27 protein-coding genes are annotated in these 25,334 nt (G+C 74.5%); 25 read left to right on the plus strand and 2 right to left on the minus strand.

The window, feature by feature from the left end; translation table 11 throughout:
• Position 1: 1 nt before the first annotated feature.
• The 8 genes from F1C76_19240 to nusB are packed head-to-tail and all read left to right on the plus strand — an operon-like array spanning position 2 to position 5,946.
• Positions 2–634: a prepilin peptidase gene (locus F1C76_19240; GenBank protein QNG38414.1), complete on the plus strand. Its 633-nt coding sequence runs from the start codon at positions 2–4 to the stop codon at positions 632–634.
• 36 nt (positions 635–670) lie between these two features.
• Positions 671–1,852, plus strand: coding sequence for a chorismate synthase (gene aroC / locus F1C76_19245; protein QNG38415.1), 1,182 nt, complete (start codon positions 671–673; stop codon positions 1,850–1,852).
• Positions 1,843–2,391: a shikimate kinase gene (locus F1C76_19250; protein QNG39382.1), complete on the plus strand. Its 549-nt coding sequence runs from the start codon at positions 1,843–1,845 to the stop codon at positions 2,389–2,391. The genes aroC and F1C76_19250 overlap by 10 nt, the downstream gene beginning before the upstream one ends.
• Positions 2,392–2,396: 5 nt before the next feature.
• Complete coding sequence (locus F1C76_19255) at positions 2,397–3,464, plus strand: 3-dehydroquinate synthase (protein QNG39383.1); 1,068 nt, start codon at positions 2,397–2,399, stop codon at positions 3,462–3,464.
• Complete coding sequence (gene aroQ, locus F1C76_19260) at positions 3,461–3,895, plus strand: type II 3-dehydroquinate dehydratase (GenBank protein ID QNG38416.1); 435 nt, start codon at positions 3,461–3,463, stop codon at positions 3,893–3,895. The genes F1C76_19255 and aroQ overlap by 4 nt, the downstream gene beginning before the upstream one ends.
• The gene (locus F1C76_19265; GenBank protein QNG38417.1) at positions 3,895–4,974 is read left to right on the plus strand and encodes an aminopeptidase P family protein; all 1,080 of its coding nucleotides are present in this window, start codon (positions 3,895–3,897) and stop codon (positions 4,972–4,974) included. Before aroQ ends, F1C76_19265 begins: the two co-directional genes overlap by 1 nt.
• Positions 4,975–5,535 (plus strand): elongation factor P, encoded by a 561-nt coding sequence (efp, locus tag F1C76_19270; protein QNG38418.1) that lies wholly within the window; start codon positions 4,975–4,977, stop codon positions 5,533–5,535. It begins immediately after the preceding gene.
• A gap of 3 nt (positions 5,536–5,538) precedes the next feature.
• Entirely contained in the window at positions 5,539–5,946 is a 408-nt protein-coding gene (gene nusB / locus F1C76_19275) for a transcription antitermination factor NusB (GenBank protein ID QNG38419.1), read from the plus strand.
• A gap of 54 nt (positions 5,947–6,000) precedes the next feature.
• On the opposite strand, the gene F1C76_19280 is transcribed toward nusB, so the two are convergent.
• Positions 6,001–6,546 (minus strand): transcriptional regulator, encoded by a 546-nt coding sequence (locus F1C76_19280; protein ID QNG38420.1) that lies wholly within the window; start codon positions 6,544–6,546, stop codon positions 6,001–6,003.
• A gap of 226 nt (positions 6,547–6,772) precedes the next feature.
• Between F1C76_19280 and pyrR the strand changes: the two genes are divergently transcribed.
• The 15 genes from pyrR (at position 6,773) to F1C76_19355 (ending at position 23,263) form a co-directional block, all read left to right on the plus strand.
• The gene (gene pyrR / locus F1C76_19285) at positions 6,773–7,369 is read left to right on the plus strand and encodes a bifunctional pyr operon transcriptional regulator/uracil phosphoribosyltransferase PyrR (protein QNG38421.1); all 597 of its coding nucleotides are present in this window, start codon (positions 6,773–6,775) and stop codon (positions 7,367–7,369) included.
• Positions 7,366–8,283 carry an aspartate carbamoyltransferase catalytic subunit gene (locus tag F1C76_19290; protein ID QNG38422.1) on the plus strand — a complete coding sequence of 306 codons (918 nt, stop codon included), beginning with the start codon at positions 7,366–7,368 and terminating at the stop codon, positions 8,281–8,283. Before pyrR ends, F1C76_19290 begins: the two co-directional genes overlap by 4 nt.
• Complete coding sequence (locus F1C76_19295; GenBank protein ID QNG38423.1) at positions 8,280–9,563, plus strand: dihydroorotase; 1,284 nt, start codon at positions 8,280–8,282, stop codon at positions 9,561–9,563. Before F1C76_19290 ends, F1C76_19295 begins: the two co-directional genes overlap by 4 nt.
• Positions 9,560–10,675, plus strand: coding sequence for a glutamine-hydrolyzing carbamoyl-phosphate synthase small subunit (gene carA, locus F1C76_19300; GenBank protein QNG38424.1), 1,116 nt, complete (start codon positions 9,560–9,562; stop codon positions 10,673–10,675). Before F1C76_19295 ends, carA begins: the two co-directional genes overlap by 4 nt.
• Positions 10,662–13,982 carry a carbamoyl-phosphate synthase large subunit gene (gene carB / locus F1C76_19305; GenBank protein QNG38425.1) on the plus strand — a complete coding sequence of 1,107 codons (3,321 nt, stop codon included), beginning with the start codon at positions 10,662–10,664 and terminating at the stop codon, positions 13,980–13,982. The genes carA and carB overlap by 14 nt, the downstream gene beginning before the upstream one ends.
• A gap of 50 nt (positions 13,983–14,032) precedes the next feature.
• Positions 14,033–14,938 carry a dihydroorotate dehydrogenase electron transfer subunit gene (locus F1C76_19310; protein QNG39384.1) on the plus strand — a complete coding sequence of 302 codons (906 nt, stop codon included), beginning with the start codon at positions 14,033–14,035 and terminating at the stop codon, positions 14,936–14,938.
• A 50-nt stretch (positions 14,939–14,988) separates the two neighbouring features.
• Positions 14,989–15,933, plus strand: a complete 945-nt coding sequence (locus F1C76_19315; GenBank protein ID QNG39385.1) for a dihydroorotate dehydrogenase — start codon at positions 14,989–14,991, stop codon at positions 15,931–15,933.
• Complete coding sequence (gene pyrF, locus F1C76_19320) at positions 15,930–16,760, plus strand: orotidine-5'-phosphate decarboxylase (protein QNG38426.1); 831 nt, start codon at positions 15,930–15,932, stop codon at positions 16,758–16,760. Before F1C76_19315 ends, pyrF begins: the two co-directional genes overlap by 4 nt.
• Positions 16,757–17,035, plus strand: a complete 279-nt coding sequence (locus F1C76_19325; protein QNG38427.1) for a hypothetical protein — start codon at positions 16,757–16,759, stop codon at positions 17,033–17,035. Before pyrF ends, F1C76_19325 begins: the two co-directional genes overlap by 4 nt.
• Before the next feature lie 351 nt (positions 17,036–17,386).
• The gene (locus F1C76_19330) at positions 17,387–17,713 is read left to right on the plus strand and encodes an integration host factor (protein ID QNG38428.1); all 327 of its coding nucleotides are present in this window, start codon (positions 17,387–17,389) and stop codon (positions 17,711–17,713) included.
• A 37-nt stretch (positions 17,714–17,750) separates the two neighbouring features.
• A complete protein-coding gene (locus F1C76_19335) occupies positions 17,751–18,320 on the plus strand; it encodes a guanylate kinase (GenBank protein QNG38429.1) in 570 nt (189 codons plus the stop codon).
• Between the two features lie 57 nt (positions 18,321–18,377).
• Complete coding sequence (locus F1C76_19340) at positions 18,378–18,641, plus strand: DNA-directed RNA polymerase subunit omega (protein QNG38430.1); 264 nt, start codon at positions 18,378–18,380, stop codon at positions 18,639–18,641.
• Between the two features lie 77 nt (positions 18,642–18,718).
• A complete protein-coding gene (gene coaBC, locus F1C76_19345; protein ID QNG38431.1) occupies positions 18,719–19,939 on the plus strand; it encodes a bifunctional phosphopantothenoylcysteine decarboxylase/phosphopantothenate--cysteine ligase CoaBC in 1,221 nt (406 codons plus the stop codon).
• 118 nt (positions 19,940–20,057) lie between these two features.
• The gene (locus tag F1C76_19350) at positions 20,058–21,263 is read left to right on the plus strand and encodes a methionine adenosyltransferase (GenBank protein ID QNG38432.1); all 1,206 of its coding nucleotides are present in this window, start codon (positions 20,058–20,060) and stop codon (positions 21,261–21,263) included.
• Between the two features lie 44 nt (positions 21,264–21,307).
• Positions 21,308–23,263 (plus strand): primosomal protein N', encoded by a 1,956-nt coding sequence (locus F1C76_19355; GenBank protein ID QNG38433.1) that lies wholly within the window; start codon positions 21,308–21,310, stop codon positions 23,261–23,263.
• 12 nt (positions 23,264–23,275) lie between these two features.
• Here the strand turns inward: F1C76_19355 and F1C76_19360 are convergent, their stop codons facing one another.
• Positions 23,276–23,782, minus strand: a complete 507-nt coding sequence (locus tag F1C76_19360) for a hypothetical protein (GenBank protein QNG38434.1) — start codon at positions 23,780–23,782, stop codon at positions 23,276–23,278.
• A 65-nt stretch (positions 23,783–23,847) separates the two neighbouring features.
• Here F1C76_19360 and def point away from each other — a divergent pair, with 65 nt between their 5' ends.
• Together def and F1C76_19370 are read left to right on the plus strand one after the other, a co-directional pair.
• Entirely contained in the window at positions 23,848–24,405 is a 558-nt protein-coding gene (def, locus tag F1C76_19365) for a peptide deformylase (protein QNG38435.1), read from the plus strand.
• Positions 24,402–25,331, plus strand: coding sequence for a methionyl-tRNA formyltransferase (locus F1C76_19370; GenBank protein QNG39386.1), 930 nt, complete (start codon positions 24,402–24,404; stop codon positions 25,329–25,331). Before def ends, F1C76_19370 begins: the two co-directional genes overlap by 4 nt.
• Positions 25,332–25,334 lie beyond the last annotated feature (3 nt).

Consider the following 25,334-nt stretch of genomic DNA (forward strand, 5'->3'; position numbering starts at 1 on the left):
GGTGCTGGCGGCCGCGGCGGCCCTGCTGGGGCTCGCACTGGGTCCCCGGCTCGCCCGGGCCACCGTCCGGCTCGCCCGGCGCGGCCCGACGGTCTCCCGCCGCCGGGTCGTGGTCACCGCCGTCGGCGCGGCTGCCGCGCTCGCCGGGGCGGCAGCCACCACCGGCACCCGACCGGCGCTGGTCGGCGTGCTGTGGGTGGCGGGGGCCGCGGTCGTGCTCGCCGGGGTCGACCTCGCCGTGCACCGGCTCCCCGACGTCGTCACCGGGCCCGCGGTGGGCGTGCTGCTGGTCGCGTTCGTCGCGGACGCCGCGGTCGAGGGCGGCTGGTCCGACCTGGGCCGGGCCGCCGCGGCCGCCGGGATCGCGTTCGGGGTCGCGGCGCTGGCCCGGCTCGCAGCGCCGTCCGGGCTGGGGTTCGGCGACGTCAAGCTGCTCGGGCTGCTGGGCCTGCTGCTCGGCTGGCGGGGGTGGGACGTCCTCGTGCTCGGGGTGTTCCTCGGGCTGCTGGTCGGCGCCGTCGTCAGCCTGGTGCTGCTGGCCTCCCGACGGGCCGGCTGGCGCACCGCGATCCCGTTCGGCCCGCCCCTGCTGGTGGGCGCGGCAGCGGCCTGGGCGGTGGCCGGGCCGCTGTAGTCAGGACCGTCGTACCCGGCTGGCAGACTCACCCCCATGTTGCGCTGGTTGACCGCTGGTGAGTCGCACGGTCCGCAGCTCACCGCCATCCTGGAGGGGCTCCCGGCGGGGGTGGAGGTGCAGACCTCCGACCTCGACCACCAGCTGGCCCGGCGCCGGCTCGGCCACGGCCGCGGCGCCCGGATGAGCTTCGAGACCGACACCGTCACCCTCACCGGCGGCGTCCGGCACGGCCGCACCCAGGGCGGCCCGATCGCCGTCCAGGTCGGCAACACCGAGTGGCCCAAGTGGCAGACCGTGATGGCCGCCGACCCGGTCGACGCCGAGGTGCTCGCCGGGCAGGCCCGCAACGCCCCGCTCACCCGGCCCCGCCCCGGTCACGCCGACCTGGCCGGCATGCAGAAGTACGGCTTCGACGACGCCCGACCGGTGCTGGAGCGGGCCAGCGCCCGGGAGACCGCCGCCCGGGTGGCGCTGGGCACCGTGGCGCGCGCGTTCCTGGAGCAGGCCCTCGGCGTCCACGTGGTCAGCCACGTGGTGGGCATCGGCCCGGTGACCGTCCCCGACGGCGTGCTGCCCGGCGCCGACGACAACGAGCGGATCGACGCCGACCCGGTGCGCTGCGCCGACCCCGACACCTCGGGCCTGATGGTCGCCGAGGTCGACGACGCCCGGAAGACCGGCGACACCCTCGGCGGCGTCATCGAGGTCGTGGTCCACGGCCTGCCGCCGGGCCTGGGCAGCCACGTGCACTGGGACCGTCGGCTGGACTCCCGGTTGGCCGGTGCGCTGATGGGCGTGCAGTCGGTCAAGGCCGTCGAGGTCGGGGACGGCCTGGAGACCGCGCGCCGCCGCGGCTCGGTCGCCCACGACGAGATCGAGCTGACCGGGGACCGCGCCGTCCGCCGCCGCACCGACCGCGCCGGGGGCATCGAGGGCGGGATGACCAACGGCGAGGTGCTGCGGGTCCGCGCCGCGATGAAGCCGATCAGCACCGTGCCCCGCGCGCTGGACACCGTGGACACCGCCAGCGGCGAGGCCGCGGTGGCGATCAACCAGCGCAGCGACGCCTGCGCGGTGCCCCGCGGCTCGGTCGTGATGGAGGCGATGGTGGCCCTGGTGCTGGCCGACGCCGTGCTGGAGAAGTTCGGCGGCGACTCGGTCGCCGAGACCCGGCGCAACGTCACCGGCTACCTCGACGCGCTGACCTGGCGGTGAGCACACCGGGCACCGGGTTGGTGGTCCTCGTCGGGCCGCCCTCGTCGGGCAAGACCACGGTGGGGACGGCGCTGGCCCAGCGGCTGGGCGTGGTGTTCCGGGACACCGACCACGACGTCGAGGCCGAGGCCGGCACGACGATCGCCGACCTGTTCGTCACCCAGGGCGAGCCGCACTTCCGCGCCCTGGAGGAGCGGGCGGTCGCCCGTGCGCTGGCCGAGCACACCGGGGTCCTCGCCCTCGGGGGCGGCGCGGTGCTCAGCGCGCACACCCGGGCGCTGCTGGTCGACCTCGTCGCCGAGGGCGTCACCGTGGTCTGGCTGGACGTCGACCTGCCCTCGGCCGCCCAGCGGGTCGGCCTGAGCCGCGACCGGCCGATCCTGGGCATCAACCCGCGGCAGATGCTGCGCCAGATGCTGGAGACCCGGGCCCCGCTCTACACCGAGGTCTCCACGCTGCACGTGCGCACCGGCGGCCGCACCGTCGAGGACGTCGTCGCCGACGTGCTCGCCGAGCTGGGCCAGGAGAGCGCGCCGTGACCGAGCTGCAGCGGATCACCGTGGCCGGCCAGGTGCCCTACGAGGTCGTCATCGGCCCCGGGGCCACCGCCGAGCTCGTCCTGCTCACCGACACCGCGATCGCCGGGGCCACCCGGGCCGCCGTGGTGCACACCGCGTCGCTCGCGGCGGTGGCCGGCGGGGTCGTCGCGACCCTGCAGCAGGCCGGGCTGGCCGCCGAGGCGCTGGTGGTGCCCGACGGCGAGCAGGCCAAGACCGCCGAGGTCGCGGCGGGTCTCTGGGCCGAGCTCGGCCGGCTCGGGCTGACCCGCACCGACGTCGTCGTCGGGGTCGGCGGGGGAGCGGTCACCGACCTGGCCGGTTTCGTCGCGGCCACCTGGCTACGCGGTGTCCGGGTGGTGCAGGTGCCCACCAGCCTGCTCGGGATGGTCGACGCCGCCGTGGGGGGCAAGACCGGGATCAACACCGCGGCCGGCAAGAACCTGGTCGGTGCCTTCCACCCGCCGGTCGCCGTGCTGATCGACACCGACACCCTCGACGGCCTCCCGGAGGCGGAGTTCCGGTCCGGGCTCGCCGAGGTGGTCAAGTGCGGGTTCATCGCCGACGCCGCGGTGCTCGACCTGCTCACCGCCGACCCCACCGGCCGGTCCTCGACCACCGAGCTCATCGCCCGCGCCGTGCAGGTGAAGGCCGACGCGGTGGGCGAGGACCTCTACGACACCGGCCGCCGGGAGTTCCTCAACTACGGCCACACGCTGGCCCACGCCATCGAGAAGGTGGAGGACTTCGGCTGGCGGCACGGCGACGCGGTCGCCGTCGGCCTGGTCTTCGCCGCCGAGCTCGGTGCCGCGGCGGGGCGGTTGTCCCGGGCCGAGGCCGACCGGCACCGCGACCTGGTCGCCGCGATGGGCCTGCCGGTGACCTACGCCGGGGACTTCGCCGATCTGCGCGCCGTGATGGCCGTGGACAAGAAGTCCCGCGGGGCGAGCCTGCGGTTCGTTGTGCTCGACGGGCTCGGCCGACCGGGCATCCTCATCGACCCCGACGAGGCCTGGCTGCGGACAGCCTGGGCAGCAGTGGAGCAGAGCGCATGAGCATCGTCGTCCTCAACGGCGCCAACCTGGGGCGCCTGGGCACCCGGGAGCCGGAGAAGTACGGCTCGACCACCTACGCCGACCTGGTCGCCCGGATCGAGGCGGTCGCCGCCGAGCTGGGGCAGGACGTCGCCGTCCGGCAGACCGACAGCGAGGCCGAGCTGCTCGGCTGGGTGCACCAGGCCGCCGACACCGGCACCGCCGTGGTGGTCAACGCCGCCGGCTGGACGCACACCTCGGTCGTGCTGCGCGACGCGCTCGCCCAGGTCGACGCCCCGGTCGTCGAGGTGCACATCACCAACGTGCACGCCCGCGAGCCCTTCCGGCACCACTCCTACGTCTCCGCCGTCGCCGACGGGGTGATCGCCGGCCTGGGCGTCTTCGGCTACGAGGCGGCGCTGCGCTACCTGGCCGAGAAGGGGGTGCGGTGATGGACCACGCCGGACGGCGCGACCGGCTGAAGGCCCGGGCCGCGGAGGCCGGACTGGACGCCGTGCTGGTCACCAACCTGCTCAACGTCCGGTACCTGACCGGCTTCACCGGCTCCAACGGAGCGCTGCTGGTGCGCACCGACGGGGCCGACCTGTTCGGCACCGACGGCCGGTACACCACCCAGGCCGGCACGCAGGTGCCCGACGTCGAGCTGCTGGTCGACCGGGGCACGGTCGGCGCGTTGGCCCGCGCGGCCGCCGGCACCGGCCGCTTGGGGTACGAGTCGCACGAGGTCACGGTCGACGGACTGCGCGCCCTGGAGCAGTCGCTCGAGGGGAGCAGCACCGAGCTGGTCAGCGTCCGCCGTGCGGTCGAGGCGCTGCGCGCGGTCAAGGACGACGACGAGGTCGACGCGCTGCGCCGGGCCTGCACCGTGGCCGACCAGGCGCTGGCCGAGCTCGCCGCCGAGGGCGCGCTGCGCCCGGGCCGCACCGAGCTCGCCGTCGGCCGCGACCTGGACGCCCGGATGCTGGCCCTGGGGGCGGAGGCGCCGTCCTTCGAGACGATCGTGGCCGCCGGAGCCAACTCCGCGATCCCGCACCACCGGCCCGACGGCACCGAGCTGCGCGGCGGGGACTTCCTCAAGCTGGACTTCGGTGCCACCGTCGACGGCTACCACTCCGACATGACCCGCACCCTGGTGCTGGGCCACGCCGCCGACTGGCAGGTCGAGGTCTACGAGCTGGTGGCGGCCTCCCAGGCGGCCGGGCGGGCAGCGCTGGGCGTCGGTGTCGAGGTCACCGCGGTGGACGCCGCATCCCGCGACGTCATCGTCGCGGCCGGCCACGGGGAGCACTTCACCCACGGCCTGGGGCACGGGGTGGGGCTGGAGATCCACGAGGCTCCGGGCATCTCGGCGCTGGGCGCGGGTAGTCTGGCCGCCGGCATGGCCGTCACCGTGGAACCCGGTGTGTACCTCCCCGGTCACGGGGGTGTCCGGATCGAGGACACCCTGATCGTGGCTGATGGCGCGGCCGACCTCCTGACCCTCACGAGCAAGGAACTGCTGGTCCTCTAGATGGCAACCACCAACGACCTCAAGAACGGCATCGTCCTCAAGCTGGACGGTCAGCTGTGGACCGTCACCGACTTCCAGCACGTGAAGCCGGGCAAGGGCGGCGCCTTCGTGCGCACGACCCTGAAGAACGTGCTGAGCGGCAAGGTCGTCGACAAGACGTTCAACGCCGGCCTGAAGGTCGAGACGGCCACCGTCGACAAGCGGACGATGACCTACCTCTACCAGGACGGCGCCGACTACGTCTTCATGGACGGCGACACCTTCGACCAGATCCCGGTCTCCGCGGCCACCCTGGGCAGCGCCTCGGACTACCTGCTGGAGAACACCGAGGCCATGGTCGCCGTGCACGAGGGCGTCCCGCTGTTCGTCGAGCTGCCGGTCACGATGGAGCTCGTCGTCCAGCACACCGACCCGGGCCTGCAGGGCGACCGCTCCACCGGGGGCACCAAGCCCGCGACCCTGGAGACCGGTGCCGAGATCCAGGTGCCGCTGTTCGTCACCACCGGCGAGAAGCTCAAGGTCGACACCCGCGACGGCCGGTACCTCGGCCGGGTCAGCTGACCTGTGGCTGCCCGCTCCAAGGCCCGCAAGCGCGCGGTCGACGTGCTCTACGAGGCCGACCTGCGCAGCAGGGACGTCATCGAGCTGCTGCGTGAGCGCGTCGCCGACAGCAACCCGCCGGTCTCCGAGCACGCCGTCCGGCTGGTCGAGGGCGCGCACGAGCACGCCACCGAGATCGACCGGCTGATCGGCGAGCACGCCGACGGCTGGACGCTGGACCGGCTGCCCGACGTCGACCGGGCGATCCTGCGGATGGCGGTCTTCGAGCTGCTCTGGGTGCCCGACGTCCCGGACGCCGTGGTGATCGACGAGGCGGTGGAGCTGGCCAAGGCGCTGTCCACCGACGACTCGTCGTCCTACGTCAACGGCGTGCTCGGCGGCATCATCCGCCGGGAGATCCCCACCGCCTGACCGACGCAGAAGGGCCCCTCCCGCGGTGCGGGAGGGGCCCTTCTGCGTGGGGTGTCAGCGCGGGGAGCGGCGACGCTCCCAGTCCAGCGGCTCGTCCTCCTCCTCGGAGGTGGCGTAGCCGGTGCCGTCGGCGCCGGGGGAGAGCACGCCCCACTCGATGAGCCGGCTGGTGAGCTCGTCGGGGCTCATGTCGTAGATGATCGCCAGCGACTTCAGGTCCTCGGCGCGGATGGACAGCACCTTGCCGTTGTAGTCGTGCCGCTGGGCCTGGATGGTCGAGGCGTACCGGGCCAGCGGGCCGGCCTCGTCGGCGGGCAACGAGCCCAGAGACTCCAGGTTCAGCACGATCTTGGTGGTCTTGGTGACCGCCGAGCTCGGGCGGGGGTCGGGCAGCAGCTCGGCCACCGGGACGCCGTAGAACACGGCCAGCTCGGAGAGCCGCTGCACGGTCACCGCGCGGTCGCCACGCTCGTAGGACCCGACGACGACGGCCTTCCAGCGGCCGTGCGACTTGTCCTCGACGCCCTGCAGCGACAGGCCCTGCTGGTTGCGGATCGCCCGCAGTCGGGCGCCCAGCGCCCGCGAGTAGTCGGTGCTCATCGGTGTCCTGCTCACTGGAGGATCGGGGGGTCGGTCGTGCTGGTCACGCTGAGTACGGCCTGCTGGTCACGGAGAGTACGCGGTAGCGGGCCTGCGCGACACCGCTACCACCCCGATCGGGGGTGCGTCGTCGGGCGCAGGTCACACCGGGGGGTGCGCTAGCGTGCTCGCCGGACCAGAACCACTCCTTTAACGACCCGTCCCGTGAGGCGGGGAAGGAGGCCTGATGGCCCCGCCATCGACCTTGTCATCCGCCGGCCCCGGCGACCCCCAGCAGCTGCTCTCCGCCGACGACGTCCCCCGCGTGGTGGACCGGATCGCGCACCAGCTCATCGAGCGGGCGGCCAGCTCCACCTCCTCCGGCGACGGCCTCGCCGACCTGGTGCTCATCGGGATCCCCACCCGCGGCGCCCCGCTGGCCCGCCGGCTGGCCGCCCGCATCGAGGCCTTCACCGGCACCGCGGTCGACGTCGGCACCGTGGACATCACCCTGTACCGGGACGACCTGCGCACCCGCGGGGTCCGCGCCCTGGAGGACACCCGGCTGCCCGACGCCGGCATCGACGGCCGGCTCGTGGTGCTCGTCGACGACGTGCTCTTCTCCGGCCGCTCGGTCCGGGCAGCGCTGGACGGGCTGCGCGACGTCGGTCGCCCCCGGGCGGTCCAGCTCGCGGTGCTGGTGGACCGCGGACACCGGGAACTGCCGATCAAGGCCGACTTCGTCGGGAAGAACGTGCCGACCTCGCGCAGCCAGCAGGTCAGGGTCCGGCTGGCCGAGGTCGACGGCGAGGACGGCGTGACGATCACCGGGGGCGAGCAGTGAAGCGCCACCTGCTGGAGGCCGCCGACCTCGACCGTGCCGACGCCACCCTGGTGCTGGACACCGCCGCACAGATCGAGTCCGCGCTGGCCGGCCGCGAGGTCAAGAAGCTGCCCACGCTGCGCGGCCGCACGGTGGTCAACCTCTTCTTCGAGGACTCCACCCGCACCCGGATCAGCTTCGAGCTGGCCGCCAAGCGGCTCTCCGCCGACGTCATCAACTTCTCCGCCAAGGGCTCCAGCGTCTCCAAGGGCGAGAGCCTCAAGGACACCGCGCTCACCCTGGAGGCGATGGGCGCCGACGGCATCGTCGTCCGGCACGGGGCCTCCGGGGCACCGCACCGGCTGGCCACCTGGGTCGCCGGCAGCGTGGTCAACGCCGGCGACGGCACCCACGAGCACCCCACCCAGGCGCTGCTGGACGCGTACACGATCCGCCGGCGGCTGGGCCGGCTCGAGGGCGTGAGGGTGGTGATCACCGGCGACGTGCTGCACAGCCGGGTGGCCCGCTCCAACGTCTGGCTGCTGCACACCCTGGGCGCCGAGGTCACCCTCGTCGCGCCACCCACGCTGCTCCCGGTCGGTGTCGGCTCCTGGCCGGTCACGGTGTCCTACGACCTGGACGCCGTGCTGCCCGCCGCGGACGTCGTGATGATGCTGCGCGTGCAGGGCGAGCGGATGAACGCCTCGTTCTTCCCCTCGGCCCGGGAGTACAGCCGCCGCTACGGCCTGGACGCCGAGCGGATGGCCCGCCTCTCCGACGACGCCATCGTCATGCACCCCGGCCCGATGAACCGCGGCATGGAGATCGCCGCGGACGTGGCCGACTCACCCCGCTCGACGATCGTCGAGCAGGTCGGCAACGGCGTCAGCGTGCGCATGGCCGTCCTCTACCTGCTGCTCGGAGGCCCCGCGTGACCGTCCTGCTGAAGAACGTCCGGCCCTACGGCGAGGACGCCGTCGACCTCCTGGTCAAGGACGGCGTCGTCGCCGCGATCGGCGCCGACCTGTCCTCGACCGCGCAGACGATCGACGCCACCGGGCTGATCGCGCTGCCCGGCCTGGTGGACCTGCACACCCACCTGCGGGAGCCCGGCCGGGAGGACACCGAGACCGTCCTCACCGGCTCCCGGGCTGCCGCGCTGGGCGGGTACACCGCGGTGCACGCGATGGCCAACACCGACCCGGTCGCCGACACCGCGGGCGTGGTCGAGCAGGTGTGGCGGCTGGGCCAGCAGGCCGGGCTGGTCGACGTCGTCCCGGTCGGGGCGGTGACCGTCGGCCTGGGTGGCACCCAGCTCGCCGAGCTCGGCGCGATGGCCGACAGCGCCGCGACCGTGCGGGTGTTCTCCGACGACGGGAAGTGCGTCTCGGACCCCGCGCTGATGCGCCGCGCCCTGGAGTACGTCAAGGCGCTGGACGGCGTCGTCGCCCAGCACGCCGAGGAGCCCCGGCTGACCGTCGGCGCCCAGATGCACGAGGGCGACCGGTCGGCCCGGCTCGGGCTCACCGGCTGGCCCGCGGTCGCCGAGGAGGCGATCATCGCCCGCGACGTCCTGCTCGCCGAGCACGTGGGCGCTCGGCTGCACGTCTGCCACGTCTCGACCGCGGGCTCGGTGGAGCTGATCCGCTGGGCTAAGTCGCGCGGGGTGCAGGTCACCGCCGAGGTCACCCCGCACCACCTGCTCCTCACCGACGCGCAGGCCGAGGGCTACGACGCCACGTTCAAGGTCAACCCGCCGCTGCGCACGGCCGAGGACGTCGCGGCGCTGCGGGCCGGTCTGGCCGACGGCACGATCGACGCCGTGGCCACCGACCACGCCCCGCACGCCGGTGAGGACAAGGAGTGCGAGTGGGCGGCCGCCCGGCCCGGGATGCTCGGGCTGGAGCAGGCGCTGTCCGTCGTCGTCGACACCATGGTCGACACCGGGCTGCTCACCTGGCGCGAGGTGGCCGACCGGATGTCGGTGCGGCCCGCCGAGATCGGCCGGCTGACCCACCAGGGCCGCCCGATCGCCGTGGGCGAGCCGGCCAACCTGGTGCTGCTCGACCCCACCGCGCGCGCCGTGGTCGACCCGGCCGCGCTGGCCAGCAAGAGCCGCAACAGCCCGTACGCCGGGCGCGAACTGCCCGCCCGCGTGGTGCACACGCTGCTGCGCGGAGAACTGTCGGTGCTCGATGGGAAGGTCCAGAAGTGAGTGAAGCGCTGCTCGTCCTCGAGGACGGCCGGGCGTTCCGCGGCGAGTCCTACGGGGCCACCGGGACGACGGTCGGCGAGGCGGTGTTCTCCACCGGGATGACCGGCTACCAGGAGACGCTGACCGACCCCAGCTACCACCGCCAGGTGGTGGTGATGACCGCCCCGCACATCGGCAACACCGGGGTCAACGACGAGGACGACGAGTCCCGCCGCATCTGGGTGGCCGGCTTCGTCGTGCGCGACCCCGCCCGCCGCCCCGCGAACTGGCGGTCCACCGGCACCCTGGACGCCGAGCTGGTCGACAACGGCGTCGTGGGCATCAGCGGGGTGGACACCCGGGCGCTGACCCGGCACCTGCGCGACCGCGGCGCCATGCGGGTGGGCATCTCCACCGAGCTGCTGGACGCCGACGAGCTGCTGGCCCGGGTGCTCGCCGCACCCTCGATGAGCGGCGCGGACCTCGCGCCGGAGGTCACCACCGAGCAGGCCTACGTCGTCCCGGCGGTGGGGGAGCGGAAGTACACGATCGCCGCGCTGGACCTGGGCATCAAGGCCGCCACCCCGCGGCACCTGGCCGAGCTCGGCGTGGAGACCCACGTGCTGCCGGCCACGGCCACCGCCGCCGAGCTGCTGGCCGCCGGCCCCGACGGGGTCTTCCTGTCCAACGGGCCCGGCGACCCGGCGGCCAGCGACTACGCCGTCGACGCCGTCAAGGGCGTGCTCGACGCCCGCCGGCCGCTGTTCGGCATCTGCTTCGGCAACCAGATCCTCGGCCGCGCCCTGGGTCTGGGCACCTACAAGCTGCCCTTCGGCCACCGCGGGCTGAACCAGCCGGTGCTCGACCGGGTCACCGACTCGGTGCGGGTGACCAGCCAGAACCACGGCTTCGCCGTCGACGCCCCGCTCGACCGCGCCTCCGACACTCCCTACGGGCGGGTCGAGGTCAGCCACGTCGGGCTCAACGACCAGGTCGTCGAGGGCCTGCGCTGCCTCGACGTCCCCGCGTTCAGCGTCCAGTTCCACCCCGAGGCCGCCGCCGGCCCGCACGACGCCGCACCGCTCTTCCAGCGCTTCGTGGACATGATGGAGGCCGACCGTGCCCAGGCGTGACGACATCCAGCACGTGATGGTGATCGGCTCCGGGCCGATCGTCATCGGCCAGGCCTGCGAGTTCGACTACTCCGGCACCCAGGCCTGCCGGGTGCTCAAGGCCGAGGGCTTGCGGGTCAGCCTGGTCAACAGCAACCCGGCCACGATCATGACCGACCCCGAGGTCGCCGACGCCACCTACGTGGAGCCGCTGACCCCGGAGTTCGTCGAGAAGGTCATCGCGAAGGAGCGCCCCGATGCGCTGCTGGCCACCCTGGGCGGGCAGACCGCGCTGAACCTCGGGCTCGCGCTGCAGGAGAACGGCGTGCTCGAGCGCTACGGCGTCCGGTTGATCGGGGCCGACGCCGAGGCGATCAACCGCGGCGAGGACCGGCAGCTGTTCAAGGACATCGTCCGTTCCATCGGCGCCGACGCCCCGCGCTCCACGGTCTGCGGCACCGTCGAGGAGGCACTGGCCACCGCCGCCGAGGTCGGCTACCCGGTGGTCATCCGGCCCAGCTTCACCATGGGCGGGCTGGGCTCGGGCTTCGCCACCGACGAGGAGATGCTGCGCCGGATGGCCGGCCACGGCCTGGCCGACTCACCGGTGCACACCGTGCTCGTCGAGGAGTCGGTGCTGGGCTGGAAGGAGTACGAGCTCGAGCTGATGCGCGACCACACCGACAACGTGGTGGTCGTCTGCTCGATCGAGAACATCGACGCGATGGGCGTGCACACCGGTGACTCGGTGACCGTGGCGCCGGCGATGACGCTCACCGACCGCGAGTACCAGCACATGCGCGACGTCGGCATCGCCGTGCTCCGCGCGGTCGGGGTGGACACCGGTGGCTGCAACATCCAGTTCGCGGTCAACCCGGCCGACGGGCGCCTGGTCGTGATCGAGATGAACCCGCGGGTGAGCCGCTCGAGCGCGCTGGCCTCCAAGGCCACCGGGTTCCCGATCGCCAAGATCGCCGCCAAGCTGGCCATCGGCTACACCCTCGACGAGATCACCAACGACATCACCCGGGTCACCCCGGCGGCGTTCGAGCCCACGCTGGACTACGTCGTGGTGAAGATCCCGCGGTTCGCCTTCGAGAAGTTCCCCGGCGCCGACCCCCGGCTGACCACGACGATGAAGAGCGTCGGCGAGGTCATGAGCATGGGCCGCAACTTCACCGAGGCCCTGGGCAAGGCGATGCGGTCCACGGAGACGCCGCAGGTGGGCTTCTGGACCGGCCCCGTGCAGCCCGAGGCCACCGCCGAGGAGCTGGTGGAGCAGCTGCGCACCCCGCTGGACGGTCGGCTGTACGTGGCCGAGCGGGCGCTGGCCGCCGGGGCGAGCGTCGAGGCCGTCGCCGAGGCGTCCGGCTTCGACCCGTGGTTCGTCGACCAGGTGCTGCAGGTGCACGAGATCGGCACCGCCGTGCGCGAGGCGCCCTCGCTCACCCCGGAGCTGCTGCGCCGGGCCAAGCGGCACGGGTTGAGCGACCGGCAGATCGCCTCGCTGCGGCCCGAGCTGGCCGGTGAGGACGGCGTCCGGACGCTGCGGTGGCGGCTGGGCATCCGGCCGGTCTACAAGACCGTGGACACCTGTGCCGCGGAGTTCGAGGCCACGACGCCCTACCACTACTCGACCTACGACGAGGAGACCGAGGTGGCGCCGCGGGAGAAGACCGCGGTGCTGATCCTGGGCTCGGGGCCCAACCGCATCGGGCAGGGCATCGAGTTCGACTACTCGTGCGTGCACGCGGTGATGGCCCTGCAGGACGCCGGCTACGAGGCGGTGATGGTCAACTGCAACCCCGAGACCGTCTCCACCGACTACGACACCGCCGACCGGCTGTACTTCGAGCCGCTCACCTTCGAGGACGTGCTCGAGGTCGTCGAGGCCGAGCGCGCCGCCGGGCCGGTCGCCGGGGTGATCTGCACGCTGGGCGGGCAGACCCCGTTGGCGCTGGCTCAGCGGCTCAAGGACGCCGGTGTGCCGGTGCTGGGCACCGCCCCGGAGGCGATCGACGCCGCCGAGGACCGCGGCGAGTTCTCCCGGGTGCTCGCCGACACCGGGCTGCCCGCCCCCAAGCACGGCACCGCGTTCCGGTTCGACGAGGCCCGGGCCATCGCGGCCTCCATCGGCTACCCGGTGCTGGTGCGGCCCTCCTACGTGCTGGGCGGGCGCGGCATGGAGATCGTCTACGAGGACGCCACGCTGGAGGCCTACCTGGCCAAGGCCACCGACGTGAGCCCCGACCACCCGGTGCTCATCGACCGGTTCCTCGAGGACGCCGTGGAGATCGACGTCGACGCGCTCTACGACGGCACCGAGCTGTACCTCGGCGGGGTCATGGAGCACATCGAGGAGGCCGGCATCCACTCCGGTGACTCCGCGTGCGCGCTGCCCCCGATCACGCTGGGCTCCACCGACCTGCGGGCGATCCGGGCGGCGACGGAGAAGCTGGCCGCCCGGATCGGGGTGCGCGGGCTGATGAACGTGCAGTACGCGCTCAAGGACGACGTGCTCTACGTCCTGGAGGCCAACCCGCGGGCCAGCCGCACGGTGCCGTTCGTGTCCAAGGCGACCGCGGTCCCGCTGGCGAAGGCCGCGGCCAGGATCGCGGTCGGGGAGACCATCGTGCAGCTGCGGGCCGCCGGCGTGCTGCCCGTGCAGGGCGACGGCACCGACACCCCCGACGACGCCCCGATCGCGGTCAAGGAGGCGGTGCTGCCCTTCAACCGGTTCCGCACCGCCGAGGGCCTGGGCGTGGACACCGTGCTGAGCCCGGAGATGAAGTCCACCGGCGAGGTGATGGGCCTCGACGCCGAGTTCGGCACCGCGTTCGCCAAGTCCCAGGCCGCCGCCTACGGCTCGCTGCCCACCGGGGGCACCGTGTTCGTGTCGCTGGCCAACCGGGACAAGCGCTCGGCGGTCTTCCCGGTCAAGCGGCTGGCCGACCTCGGGTTCACCGTGCTGGCCACCGCCGGCACGGCGCAGGTGCTGCGCCGCAACGGGGTCGCCTGCACCGTCGTCGGGAAGTACTCCGACGGGCCGGGCAACGTCGTGGAGGCCATCCTGGCCGGGGAGGTGGACATGGTCGTCAACACCCCGTTCGGCGCCCCGGGCAACTCCGGTCCGCGGCTGGACGGCTACGAGATCCGCACCGCGGCGGTCACCGCCGGCATCCCGTGCATCACCACCGTGCAGGGCATGGCGGCAGCCGTGCAGGGCGTGGAGGCCCTGCGCCGGGGCGACATCGGGGTGCGCAGCCTGCAGGACCTGCACGCCGCCCTGGCGGTCTCGCGGGCCGCGGCGCTGGAGGCCGCCCGGTGACCGACGAGACCTCGACCGGTGAACGGGTGTTGCCCCCGGTGCCCGGCACGGTGCGGGAGAAGCTCGGTCAGCCCGCCCCGCCGCCCGAGCACGACCCGGTCCAGGGGCTGGCCGTGGTGGTCGGCAGCCGGCCGGTCAGTGCCTACACCGAGCTGACCCTGGAGGCGCCGGACATCGCCGACGTCGCCCAGCCCGGGCAGTTCGTCGCCTTCGCCGTCGGTGGGCCCACCTCGGCGATGCTGCTGCGCCGTTCCATCGCGATCGCCGGGGTGGGTGACGGCCGGTTCTCCGTGGTCGTGTCCGCCCGGGCCGCCGGGTCCACCTGGCTGGCGGGGCTGCGGCCCGGCGACGAGGTCGACGTGGTCGGCCCGCTCGGCCGGCCGTTCCCGCTGCCCGCGCCGGGCACGCCCGCGCTGCTGGTCGGCGGGGGGTACGGCGCGGCCGCCCTGGTCGGGCTGGGCGGGCTGCTGCGCTCGCGCGGGCACGAGGTGGCCGCGGTGGTCGGGGCCGGTGACGAGGCCCGGTTGTGCTCGGTCGACGAGCTCACCGAGGTGGCTGCGCCGTTCGTGGTCACCACCGACGACGGCAGCGTCGGACGCCAGGGGCGGGTGACCGGTCCGGTCGCCGAGCTGGTCAGTGGTGCCGGGGTGGTCTACGCCTGCGGTCCGATGCCGATGCTGGAGGCCGTCGCCGGCCTGGCCACCGACCGGGGCGTGCCGTCCTGGGTCGCGGTCGAGGAGTCGATGGCCTGCGGGATCGGGGTCTGCATGACCTGCGTGCTGCCGGTGGTCGGCGCCGACGGACGCAGCCGGTTCGCCCGGTCCTGCGTGGAGGGCCCGGTCTTCGCCGGGGACCGTGTCCGGTTCCGCGACGTGGGCACGCTGCCCCCCGACGTGGTCGGCGCCGACGCGATGGGCGTGGCCCACACGCCCGCGATCGAGGGGGAGACGCCGTGACCGCCGCATCGGAGCTGGCCGGATTCGACCTGGAGGCCCCCAGCGTGGACATGCAGGCCTCGATCGGCGGGAGGCCCGTGGTCAGCCCGGTGCTCACCGCCTCGGGCTGCTCGTCCTTCGGGCAGGAGCTCGACCCGTTCTTCGACCTGGCGTCGATCGGGGCGGTGGTGACCAAGTCGGTGCAGCTGCGCCCCCGGTCGGGCCGGGCCACCCCGCGGATGGCCGAGACGCCCAGCGGGATGATCAACTCGATCGGGCTGCAGGGGCCGGGCATCGAGGGCCTGCTGGCCGACGAGCTGCCGTGGTTGGCCGCGCGCGGCGCCCAGGCGTTCGTGTCGATCGCAGGGTCGCGCACCGAGGACTTCGCCGAGCTCGCCGAGCGGCTGCGCGGCGCCCCCGGGGTGCTGGGCCTGGAGGTCAACATCTCCTGCCCGAACGTGGAGAGCCGTGGCGAGGTCTTCGCCTGCAACCCCGACGCCTCGGCCGAGGTGCTCGCCGCGGTGCGCGCGGCCGCCGACCCCGCGCACCCGGTCTACGCCAAGCTCACCCCCGACGTCACCGACATCGTCTCGGTGGCCCGGGCCTGTGCCGATGCCGGCGCCAACGGCCTGTCGATGATCAACACCCTGCTCGGGCTGGTGATCGACACCGACACCATGCGCCCGGTGCTGGGCGGGGTCACCGGCGGGCTGTCCGGCCCGGCGGTCCGGCCGGTGGCCCTGCGCTGCGTGTGGCAGGTGCACCAGGCGCTGCCCAACGTGCCGATCCTGGGCATGGGCGGCATCCGCACCGGCCTGGACGCCCTGCAGTTCGTGCTCGCCGGTGCCGGGGCGGTCTCGGTGGGCACCGCGGTGTTCAACGACCCGTCCGCCCCGGCCCGGATCCACGCCGAGCTGGCCGAGGCGCTGGGGGAGCGGGGCTTCGGCCGGCTCGCCGACGCCATCGGTTACGCCCACCGGGCACCCGAGGAGTCCTCCGGACGGCACGGCCGGTGAGCGCCGCCTTCGGTGCGCGGCTGTCGGCCGTGGTCGCCGAGCGCGGCCCGTTGTGCGTCGGGATCGACCCGCACCGCGAGCTGCTGCTCTCCTGGGGTCTCGCCGACGACGTCGACGGGCTGCGCCGGTTCACCGACGTGGTGGTCGACGCGCTCGCCGGGTCGGTCGCGGTGCTCAAGCCCCAGTCGGCGTTCTACGAGCGGCACGGCTCCCGCGGTCTGGCGGTGCTGGAGGACGCCGTGGCTGCGGCCCGGTCGGCCGGGGCGCTGGTGCTCCTGGACGCCAAGCGGGGTGACATCGGCTCGACGATGGCCGGCTACGCCGCGGTGCTCGAGCCGGGCCACCCGCTGCACGTCGACGCGCTCACCGTCAGCCCCTACCTGGGCCCGGACTCCCTGCAGCCGGCGGTCGACGCGGCGCAGCGGCACGGCGGCGGGCTCTACGTGCTGGCCCGCACGTCGAACCCCGATGCGGGCACCTTCCAGCACGCCGTGGTCGAGGGGCGGTCGGTGGCGCAGGCCGTCGTGGACACGGTCGGCCGGTGGAACGGCCCGGCCTCCCGGTCCTGGGGGGCGGAGCTGGGCGCGTGCGGTGTCGTCGTCGGTGCCACCCTGCCCGGGCTCGACGTCGACCTGACCGGTCTCGGTGGCTCGGTGCTGGCACCCGGCCTGGGCGCCCAGGGCGGGACGCCGGAGGACCTGCGGCGGCTCTTCGGTGACACCCAGGCCGTCGTCCCCACCGTCTCGCGGGACGTGCTGGCCGCCGGCCCGGACGTCCCGGGCCTGCGGTCCGCGGCCGCCCGGTGGGCGCACGCCCTGCAGCGGTGACCCGGCTGCGGGTGGCCGCGGCGGTGGGCCTGCTGGTCGTGCTGTCGGGGGTGGCCACGTTCTGGTGGACGAACACCCACCCGTCGGTCTCCTACGCGGGGTCCTCCGAGCCGTCGCCGGCCTACGGGAGCACGCTGACCCTGCAGCTCGACGACCCGCCGTTCACGGTCTCCTGGGACACCGGACACCTGGTCGGGCTCGCCCTGCTCGTGACCGGCCTCCTGGTGCTCGCCGGCGTCGCCGGGTTCGCGCTGGGCCGCCGCAGCCGGGCCTGAGGCCCACGCCGGACCGCTGAGCAGGCCGGGGCCGGCAGGTGCGTCCTGGTCGGGTTCCGATCCCGGCCGTGACCAGATCCCCGGTGGACGACAGGTGACGCCGAGGTGGCCCCCGGCGCGACCAGCAGTCATCACGCTGAGTAGCCGGACGGGGGCGTGTCGTTTGGTGGAGCAGCACAACGGGTCCGCCCACGGGCCCCCGGGGGGCACGTGACCTGCGCGTTCACGGTGACTAGGTTGGCCGCCAGGCTCTAGCAGACGGGCCACCCCCGCACCCCCTGCTCGTCCACCCCCCACACCCGAGATCCCCCGCCGGCGGGAGAGCCGCCGGCACGACACGATTGGTTCACCGTGCCTCTCCCCGAGCTGTCCCCCGAACAGCGCGCTGCTGCCCTCGAGAAGGCCGCCGCCGCCCGCAAGGTCCGCGCCGAGCTCCGCGAGAAGCTCAAGAGCAAGGGCACCTCCGTCGGCGACGTCCTCAAGCAGGGCGACACCGACGAGATCATCGGCAAGATGCGCGTCTCCGCCGTCCTGGAGTCCCTCCCGGGTGTCGGCAAGGCCCGCGCTGCGAAGATCATGGAGCGGCTGGAGATCTCCCCGACCCGCCGCGTGCGTGGCCTGGGCGCCAACCAGCGCAAGGCCCTCGAGGCCGAGTTCGCCGGCGACCAGTCCGCCTGACCCGCACCCCCCGACCCGACCCCGAGGACTGCCGAGAGTGGCTCGACCGCCTGCCCGACTGACGGTGCTCTCGGGACCCTCCGGGGTCGGGAAGGGGACGGTCGTCGCCGAGGTACGACGACGGCACCCCGACGTGTGGGTGTCGGTGTCGGTGACCACCCGCAAGCCCCGACCCGGCGAGGTCGAGGGGGAGCACTATCTCTTCCTCGACGACGAGGCCTTCCAGTGGCTGATCGACAACGACGGGCTGCTGGAGTGGGCGGAGTACGCCGGCAACCGCTACGGCACCCCCCGGGCCCCCGTCGAGGAGCAGCTGGCCTCCGGCAACCCGGCGCTGCTGGAGATCGAGATGCAGGGCGCCCGCCAGGTGCGCAGCCGCGCTGCCGACGCCCAGCTGGTCTTCCTGGCCCCGCCGTCGTTCGAGGAGCTGACCCTGCGGCTGTCGGGTCGGGGGTCCGAACCGGCCGACGTGATCGAGCGTCGGCTGGCCATCGCGCGGGCCGAACTGGAGTCCGTCGGGGACTACGACGTGGTCGTGGTGAACGACGACGTCGCCCGGGCCGCCGACCAGTTGGTAGTCTTGCTGACTGCGCCACCACCGGCCTGAGCGCAGCACCCTGCGATCGGCCCCCAGCGCACCGTCCTACCGAGGAGTCCCACGCCCGTGTCCGGAGTCGCACCTGCCCCCGAGGGCATCACCAACCCGCCGATCGACGAGCTGCTCGAGCGCACCAGCAGCAAGTACGGCCTGGTCATCTACGCGGCCAAGCGGGCCCGCCAGATCAACGCCTACTACAGCCAGCTCTCCGAGGGCCTGCTGGAGTACGTCGGCCCGCTGGTCGACACCGCCCCCCAGGAGAAGCCCCTCTCCATCGCCCTGCGCGAGATCAACGAGGGCCTGCTGACCCACACCGCCGGCGAGAACTGAGCGCCGACACCCCCGAACTGAGGAGACCCCCGGCCGCACGGCCGGGGGTTTCGTCGTCCCTGGAGAAGATGGAGCCCATGAGCCGGATCGTGCTGGGCGTCGGGGGCGGCGTGGCCGCCTACAAGTCGGCGCTGCTGCTGCGCGCGCTCACCGAGCGCGGGCACGACGTGCGGGTGGTGCCGACGGCGTCGGCGCTGCGGTTCGTCGGCGCGGCGACCTTCGAGGCGCTCTCCGGCAACCCGGTCAGCACCGAGGTCTGGGACGACGTCCCCGAGGTCGCGCACGTCCGGATCGGCCAGACCGCCGACCTGGTGCTGGTCAACCCGGCGACCGCCGACCTGCTGGCCCGCGCGGCGTCCGGTCGGGCCGACGACCTGCTCACCGCCACCCTGCTCACCGCACACTGCCCGGTGGTCTTCGTGCCGGCCATGCACACCGAGATGTGGCTGCACCCGGCCACCCAGGACAACGTGGCCACCCTGCGCCGGCGCGGTGCCGTCGTCCTCCCGCCCGCGGTCGGCCGGCTCACCGGCCCGGACTCCGGGCCCGGCCGGCTCCCCGAGCCCGCCGACGTCGCCGCGTTGGCCGAGGTCGTGCTCGCCGGCGGGGCCGCGGCCCTGGCCCCGGACCTGGCCGGACGCCGCGTGCTGGTCAGTGCCGGCGGCACCCGTGAGCCGCTGGACCCGGTCCGCTACCTGGGCAACCGGTCCTCGGGCCGGCAGGGCTGGGCACTGGCCCGGGTCGCCGCTGCCCGCGGCGCCGAGGTCACCCTGGTCGCCGCCAACGTCGAGGACGGCGCCCCGTTCGGCTGCCGCGTCGTGCCGGTCGGCTCCGCCGAGGAGCTGCAGACGGCGATGGTCGAGCACGCCCCCGCTGCCGACGTCGTCGTCATGGCCGCCGCGGTCGCGGACTTCCGGCCCACCGCGGTCGCGACCACCAAGCTCAAGAAGGGCAGCGGGAGCGAGCCCAGCGAGGTCGCGCTCACCCGCAACCCCGACGTCCTCGCCGGGCTGGTCACCGCCCGACCGGCGGGGCAGCTGGTCGTCGGGTTCGCCGCGGAGACCGGGGACGCCGAGGCCGACGTGCTCACCCACGCCCGCGCCAAGCTCGCCCGCAAGGGCTGCGACCTCCTGGTGGTCAACGACGTCTCCGGCGGGCAGGTCTTCGGCCGGCCGGACAACGCGGTCACCGTGCTGGCGGCCGACGGGTCGGCCACCGAGGTGCCCACCGGACCCAAGGACGTCGTCGCGGCCGGGATCTGGCACGCCGTTGCAGACCGACTGGGTCCGCGCCGGTAACCTCGTCGACCGGTGCCCCGTCCGACCGGACCGGAGGCGCCGAAGACCGTCAGCAGGACCCAGCACCACCGGAGTGCGCAGCCGCGCAGCTCACCTCAGTCCGCCCAGGGAGTCCCGAGTGTCACGTCGTCTGTTCACGTCCGAGTCGGTCACCGAAGGACACCCGGACAAGATCGCCGACCAGATCAGCGACGCGATCCTGGACGAGATGCTCACCCAGGACCCGCGCAGCCGGGTCGCCGTCGAGACGATGATCACCACCGGCCAGGTGCACATCGCCGGTGAGGTCACCACCGGCGGCTACGTCGACATCGCCAAGGTCGTCCGCGAGACGATCCTGGGCATCGGCTATGACAGCTCGCGCAAGGGCTTCGACGGTGCCTCCTGCGGCGTCAGCGTCTCCCTCGGCGCCCAGTCGCCCGACATCGCGCAGGGCGTCGACGTCGGCTACGAGACCCGCACCGGTGCCGCCGACCGCGCCGCCGCCGCCGAGGACCTCATCGCCAGCCAGGGCGCCGGCGACCAGGGCCTGATGTTCGGCTACGCCAGCGACGAGACCCCCGAGCTCATGCCGCTGCCGATCGCGCTGGCCCACCGCCTCTCCAAGCGGCTGTCCGCGGTGCGCAAGGACGGCTCGGTGCCCTACCTGCGTCCCGACGGCAAGACCCAGGTCACCGTGGTCTACGAGGACGACCGCCCGGTGGGCGTGGAGACCGTGGTCGTCTCCTCCCAGCACGCCGAGGACATCAGCATCGACACGCTGCTGACCCCCGACATCGAGGAGCTCGTGGTCCAGCCCGAGCTCGCCGCGCTCGGCCTGCCCACCACCGGGCACCGGCTGCTGGTCAACCCGACCGGCAAGTTCGTCATCGGTGGCCCGATGGGCGACGCCGGCCTGACCGGTCGCAAGATCATCGTCGACACCTACGGCGGCATGGCCCGCCACGGTGGCGGTGCGTTCTCCGGCAAGGACCCGTCGAAGGTGGACCGCTCGGCGGCCTACGCCATGCGCTGGGTGGCCAAGAACGTCGTCGCCGCGGGTCTGGCCCGCCGCTGCGAGGTGCAGGTCGCCTACGCGATCGGCGCCGCGAGCCCGGTCGGTCTGTTCGTGGAGACCTTCGGCACCGGCACCGTCCCGGACGACGTGCTGGAGAAGGCGATCACCTCGGTGTTCGACCTGCGCCCCGGTGCCATCGTCCGCGACCTGGACCTGCTCCGGCCGATCTACCGGCCGACCGCGGCCTACGGGCACTTCGGTCGCACCGACCTGGACCTGCCGTGGGAGAAGACCGACCGCGTCGACGCGCTGAAGTCAGCCGTCTGACCACCCTCCCGATCCCCGACGACCCGGGTCGCCCGCAGCTGCGGGTGGCCCGGGTCGTCGTCGACGTGCCCCTGGCGCACCTGGACCGGCCCTTCGACTACGCCGTCCCCGACGACCTCGCCGAGGCCGTGGTGGCCGGCTGCCGGGTGCGGGTGCGGTTCTCCGGCCAGCTGGTGGACGGCGTCGTGCTCGAGGTCGGCTCGACCACGACGCACACCGGGAAGCTCGCCGCGCTGGCGAAGGTCGTGTCGTCCGAGCCCGTGCTCACCCCCGAGGTGGCCGAGCTGACCCGCGCGGTCGCCGACCGGCACGGCGGGGTGATGACCGACGTGCTGCGGCTGGCCCTCCCGCCGCGCCGCGGTGCCCCGGAGAAGCGGCCGGTCGCCGACCCGCCGCCGGCCCCGGAGCCGCCGGACCCAGCCGGGTTCGCCCGCTACCCGACCGGCGAGGCCTTCCTGGAGGCCCTCGCCCTCGGCCGTCCGGTCCGGGCGGTCTGGACGGCGCTGCCGGGGGAGGACTGGCCGACCCGGCTGGTCGAGCTGTGCCGGGCCACGTTGTCCGGCGGCCGGGGTGCGCTCGTCGTGGTCCCCGACGGCAAGGACCTCGACCGCCTCGCCGCGGCCGCGGCCACCCAGCTGCCCACGGGGTCGGTCGCGGTGCTGCGCGCGGACTCCTCGCCCGACACCCGCTACGGCCGGTTCCTCACCGTCTCCCGCGGCACAGCACAGGTCGTGCTGGGCACCCGGGGCTCGGTGTTCGCCCCGGTGCGGGACCTGGGCCTCGTCGTCGTCTGGGACGACGGCGACGACCTGCACGCCGAGCCCCGCGCGCCCTACCCGCACACGAGGGACGTCGTGGTCCAGCGCGCCCACCTGGCCGGCTGCTCCGCGGTGGTGGCCGGCACCGCGCGGACCGCAGAAGCGGCGCTGCTGGTGGAGTCCGGCTGGGCGCACGAGCTGGTCGCCGACCGGGCCACGGTCCGCCAGGCCGCGCCCCGGGTGCAGGCGCTGGGCGAGGACTCCGAGCTGGCCCGCGACGCCGCCGCCCGCAGCGCCCGGCTGCCCTCGCTGGCGTTCCGGGTCGCCCGGGAGGCCCTGGCCGCCGGTGCCCCGGTGCTGGTCCAGGTCCCGCGCGCCGGGTACGCCCCGGGGCTGGTCTGCGACCGCTGCCGGGCACCGGCCCGGTGCGTGCACTGCGCCGGCCCGCTGGGGGTCGCGGCCTCGCCCGGTGCCTCCGGTGCCCGGGTCGCGGCCTGCCGGTGGTGCGCCCGGCCCGCGGCGGTCTTCGACTGCCCGCACTGCCACGGCACGAAGCTGCGCGCCTCGGTCGTCGGTGCGTCCCGCACGGCGGAGGAGCTGGGCCGGGCGTTCGCCGGTGCACCGGTGCGGGTCAGCGGCCGGGGGTCGGTGCTGGCCGAGGTCGAGCCCGGGCCGGGAATCGTCGTCGCCACCCCGGGCGCCGAGCCCGTCGTCCCCGGCGGCTACGGGGCGGCGTTGCTGCTGGACTCCTGGGCGCTGTTGGGCCGGGCCGACCTGCGCGCGGGGGAGGAGACCATGCGGCGGTGGGCGAACGCCGCGGCCCTGGTGCGCCCGGCGCCTGCGGGCGGTCAGGTGGTGGTCGTCGCCGACGCCGGGCACCCGGTGGTGCAGGCACTGGTGCGCTGGGACCCGGCCGGGCTGGCGGCCCGGGAGCTCGCCGACCGCCGCGAGCTGGGCTTCCCGCCGGTGACCCGGCTGGCCGCGCTGAGTGCCTCACCGGCCGCGCTGGCGGAGTTCCTCGACGCGCTGCGGTTGCCCCCGGGTGCCGACGTGCTGGGTCCGGTGCCCGAGCCGTACCGGCCCGGTCAGCCAGCCGACGAGCAGCGCGAGCGGTTCCTGGTGCGGGTGCCCCGTCAGGACGGCGTCCCGCTGGCCCGCGCGCTGCACGACGTGCAGGGCGTGCGGTCGGCCAAGAAGGTCACCGAGCACGTCCGGGTGCAGCTGGACCCGCCGGAGCTCTAGCCGGGGACGAGGTCAGTGCTGGTCGGCCGCGGCCAGCTCGGCCTCCCACGCGGCGAGGTCGGCCTCCTCGGCGGCCAGGGCCACGTCGTCGGCGATCCGCACCGTCGAGCGTCGCCACCAGAACGGCAGCGTCGACGCCGCGGTGAGCAGCCCCACCCCGATGCCCAGCGCCAGGTGCGGGCGGTCGTGGCCGCGGCGGGCCAGCACCCGGGCCAGTGGCCCGTCCAGCACGGTGGCGGTCAGCCCCCAGCCGACCGCGATCAGCCCCGCGGTGACGCTGAGCTGCTGCTCCTCCGGGTGCGCCGGGCGGGGCGGTCGCCCGGCGGCCACGGCCTGCAGGGTGGGCAGCTCGGCGGCCAGGGCGTCGGTGGCGACGGCGGTGGCGATGCCGGCGTACAGCCGGCGGCGGCCCGGGGACCGGCGGGGGTGGTCCAGGGCAGCCTGGGCGGCGCCGACGACGACGCCGTCCAGGGCGCTGCTGAGCAGGGCGCGGGCGCGGTGCTGTGCATGGCGGGCCATGCCGGAACGCTACCGGGCCGGAGCAGGCGGCGTCGTCGTCCTCCCGGGGCCCGTATCCTCGCCCGGTGAGCGTCACCCCCATCCGGATCATGGGCGACCCGGTGCTGCGCGCCGTGGCCGCCCCCGTCGTCGACTTCGACGCCGAGCTGCGCACGCTCGTCACCGACCTGACCGAGACCATGCACGCCGCCGGCGGTGCCGGTCTGGCCGCCCCGCAGATCGGCGTGGGCCTGCGGGTCTTCACCTGGTACGTCGACGGCGAGGTCGGGCACATCGTCAACCCCGACGTCGTCCCGGTGGGCGAGGAGACCGAGGAGGACGCCGAGGGGTGCCTCTCCATCCCCGGCTACCGCTTCGACTGCCGCCGGCACCTCTACGTCGCGGCCACCGGCTGGGACGTGCACGGGGAGCCGATCCGGGTGGAGGGCTCGCACAAGCTGGCCCGGGCGATCCAGCACGAGACCGACCACCTCGACGGCGTGCTGTTCGTCGACCGCCTCGACGCCGAGGCCCGTGCGGCCGCCCTGTCCGTGCTCGGCGACGCCGAGTGGCAGGGCCATGCCGCCTGGCTGCCCGACGGCAGCCCGGCACCCGCCCCCGTCGTGAAGGTGAGCCCGCACTGAAGCTGCTCTTCGCCGGGACGCCGTCACCGGCGGTCCCGTCGCTCACCGCCCTGCTCGCCAGCGACCACGAGGTGGTCGCGGTGCTCACCCGCCCCGACGCCCGCGCCGGCCGTGGCCGCCGCGAGGTGCGCTCCCCGGTCGCCCAGCACGCCGACGAGGCGGGCATCCCGGTGCTGCAGCCCCGCTCGCCCCGGGAGCCCGAGTTCCTCGAGCAGCTCGCCGACCTCGCCGTCGACTGCGCCCCGGTGGTCGCCTACGGGGCGCTCGTGCCACCGGTCGCCCTCGACGTCCCGGCGCACGGCTGGGTCAACCTGCACTTCTCGTTGCTGCCGGCCTGGCGGGGCGCCGCCCCGGTGCAGCACGCGGTGATGGCCGGTGACGAGGTCACCGGCGCGGCCACCTTCCAGCTGGAGGCGGGCCTGGACACCGGGCCGGTCTTCGGCGTCGTCACCGAGGCGATCGGCCCGCGCGACACCGCCGGGGAGCTGCTCGACCGGCTCGCCGTCACCGGCGCCCGGCTGCTGGTCGCCACCCTGGACGGCATCGCCGACGGCTCGCTGGTGCCCGAGCCGCAGCCCGCCGACGGTGTCTCGCTGGCCCCCAAGGTCGAGACCGCCGATGCCCGCGTGGACTGGTCGCTGCCGGCGCACGTGGTCGACCGCCGGGTCCGCGGGGTCACCCCCGCCCCGGGAGCCTGGACGACGTGGCGCGGGGACCGGCTGCGGCTGGGCCCGGTCGAGCCGCTGGACAGCTCCCTGGCCCTGGCCCCCGGCGAGGTGTCGGTCGGACCGACCGGTGTGCTCGTGGGCACCGGTCGCGGTGCCGTCCGGCTCGGCGAGGTCCAGCCGGCGGGGAAGAAGATGCTGCCGGCCGTCGACTGGGCGCGCGGCGCCCGGCCGGCCGACGGCGAGCAGGTGGGCGCGTGACCG

This window comes from Geodermatophilaceae bacterium NBWT11, from assembly GCA_014218215.1.
In the GTDB taxonomy this organism is placed as follows: Bacteria; Actinomycetota; Actinomycetes; order Mycobacteriales; family Geodermatophilaceae; genus Klenkia.

Bases quoted from the DNA above. Each gene is read 5' to 3' on its own strand.
- aroC (QNG38415.1), top strand. From the start codon at position 671: ATGTTGCGCTGGTTGACCGCTGGTGAGTCGCACGGTCCGCAGCTCACC.
- aroQ (QNG38416.1), top strand. From the start codon at position 3,461: ATGAGCATCGTCGTCCTCAACGGCGCCAACCTGGGGCGCCTGGGCACC.
- F1C76_19265 (QNG38417.1), top strand. From the start codon at position 3,895: ATGGACCACGCCGGACGGCGCGACCGGCTGAAGGCCCGGGCCGCGGAG.
- efp (QNG38418.1), top strand. From the start codon at position 4,975: ATGGCAACCACCAACGACCTCAAGAACGGCATCGTCCTCAAGCTGGAC.
- F1C76_19280 (QNG38420.1), bottom strand. From the start codon at position 6,546: ATGAGCACCGACTACTCGCGGGCGCTGGGCGCCCGACTGCGGGCGATC.
- pyrR (QNG38421.1), top strand. From the start codon at position 6,773: ATGGCCCCGCCATCGACCTTGTCATCCGCCGGCCCCGGCGACCCCCAG.
- F1C76_19315 (QNG39385.1), top strand. From the start codon at position 14,989: ATGCAGGCCTCGATCGGCGGGAGGCCCGTGGTCAGCCCGGTGCTCACC.
- coaBC (QNG38431.1), top strand. From the start codon at position 18,719: ATGAGCCGGATCGTGCTGGGCGTCGGGGGCGGCGTGGCCGCCTACAAG.
- F1C76_19360 (QNG38434.1), bottom strand. From the start codon at position 23,782: ATGGCCCGCCATGCACAGCACCGCGCCCGCGCCCTGCTCAGCAGCGCC.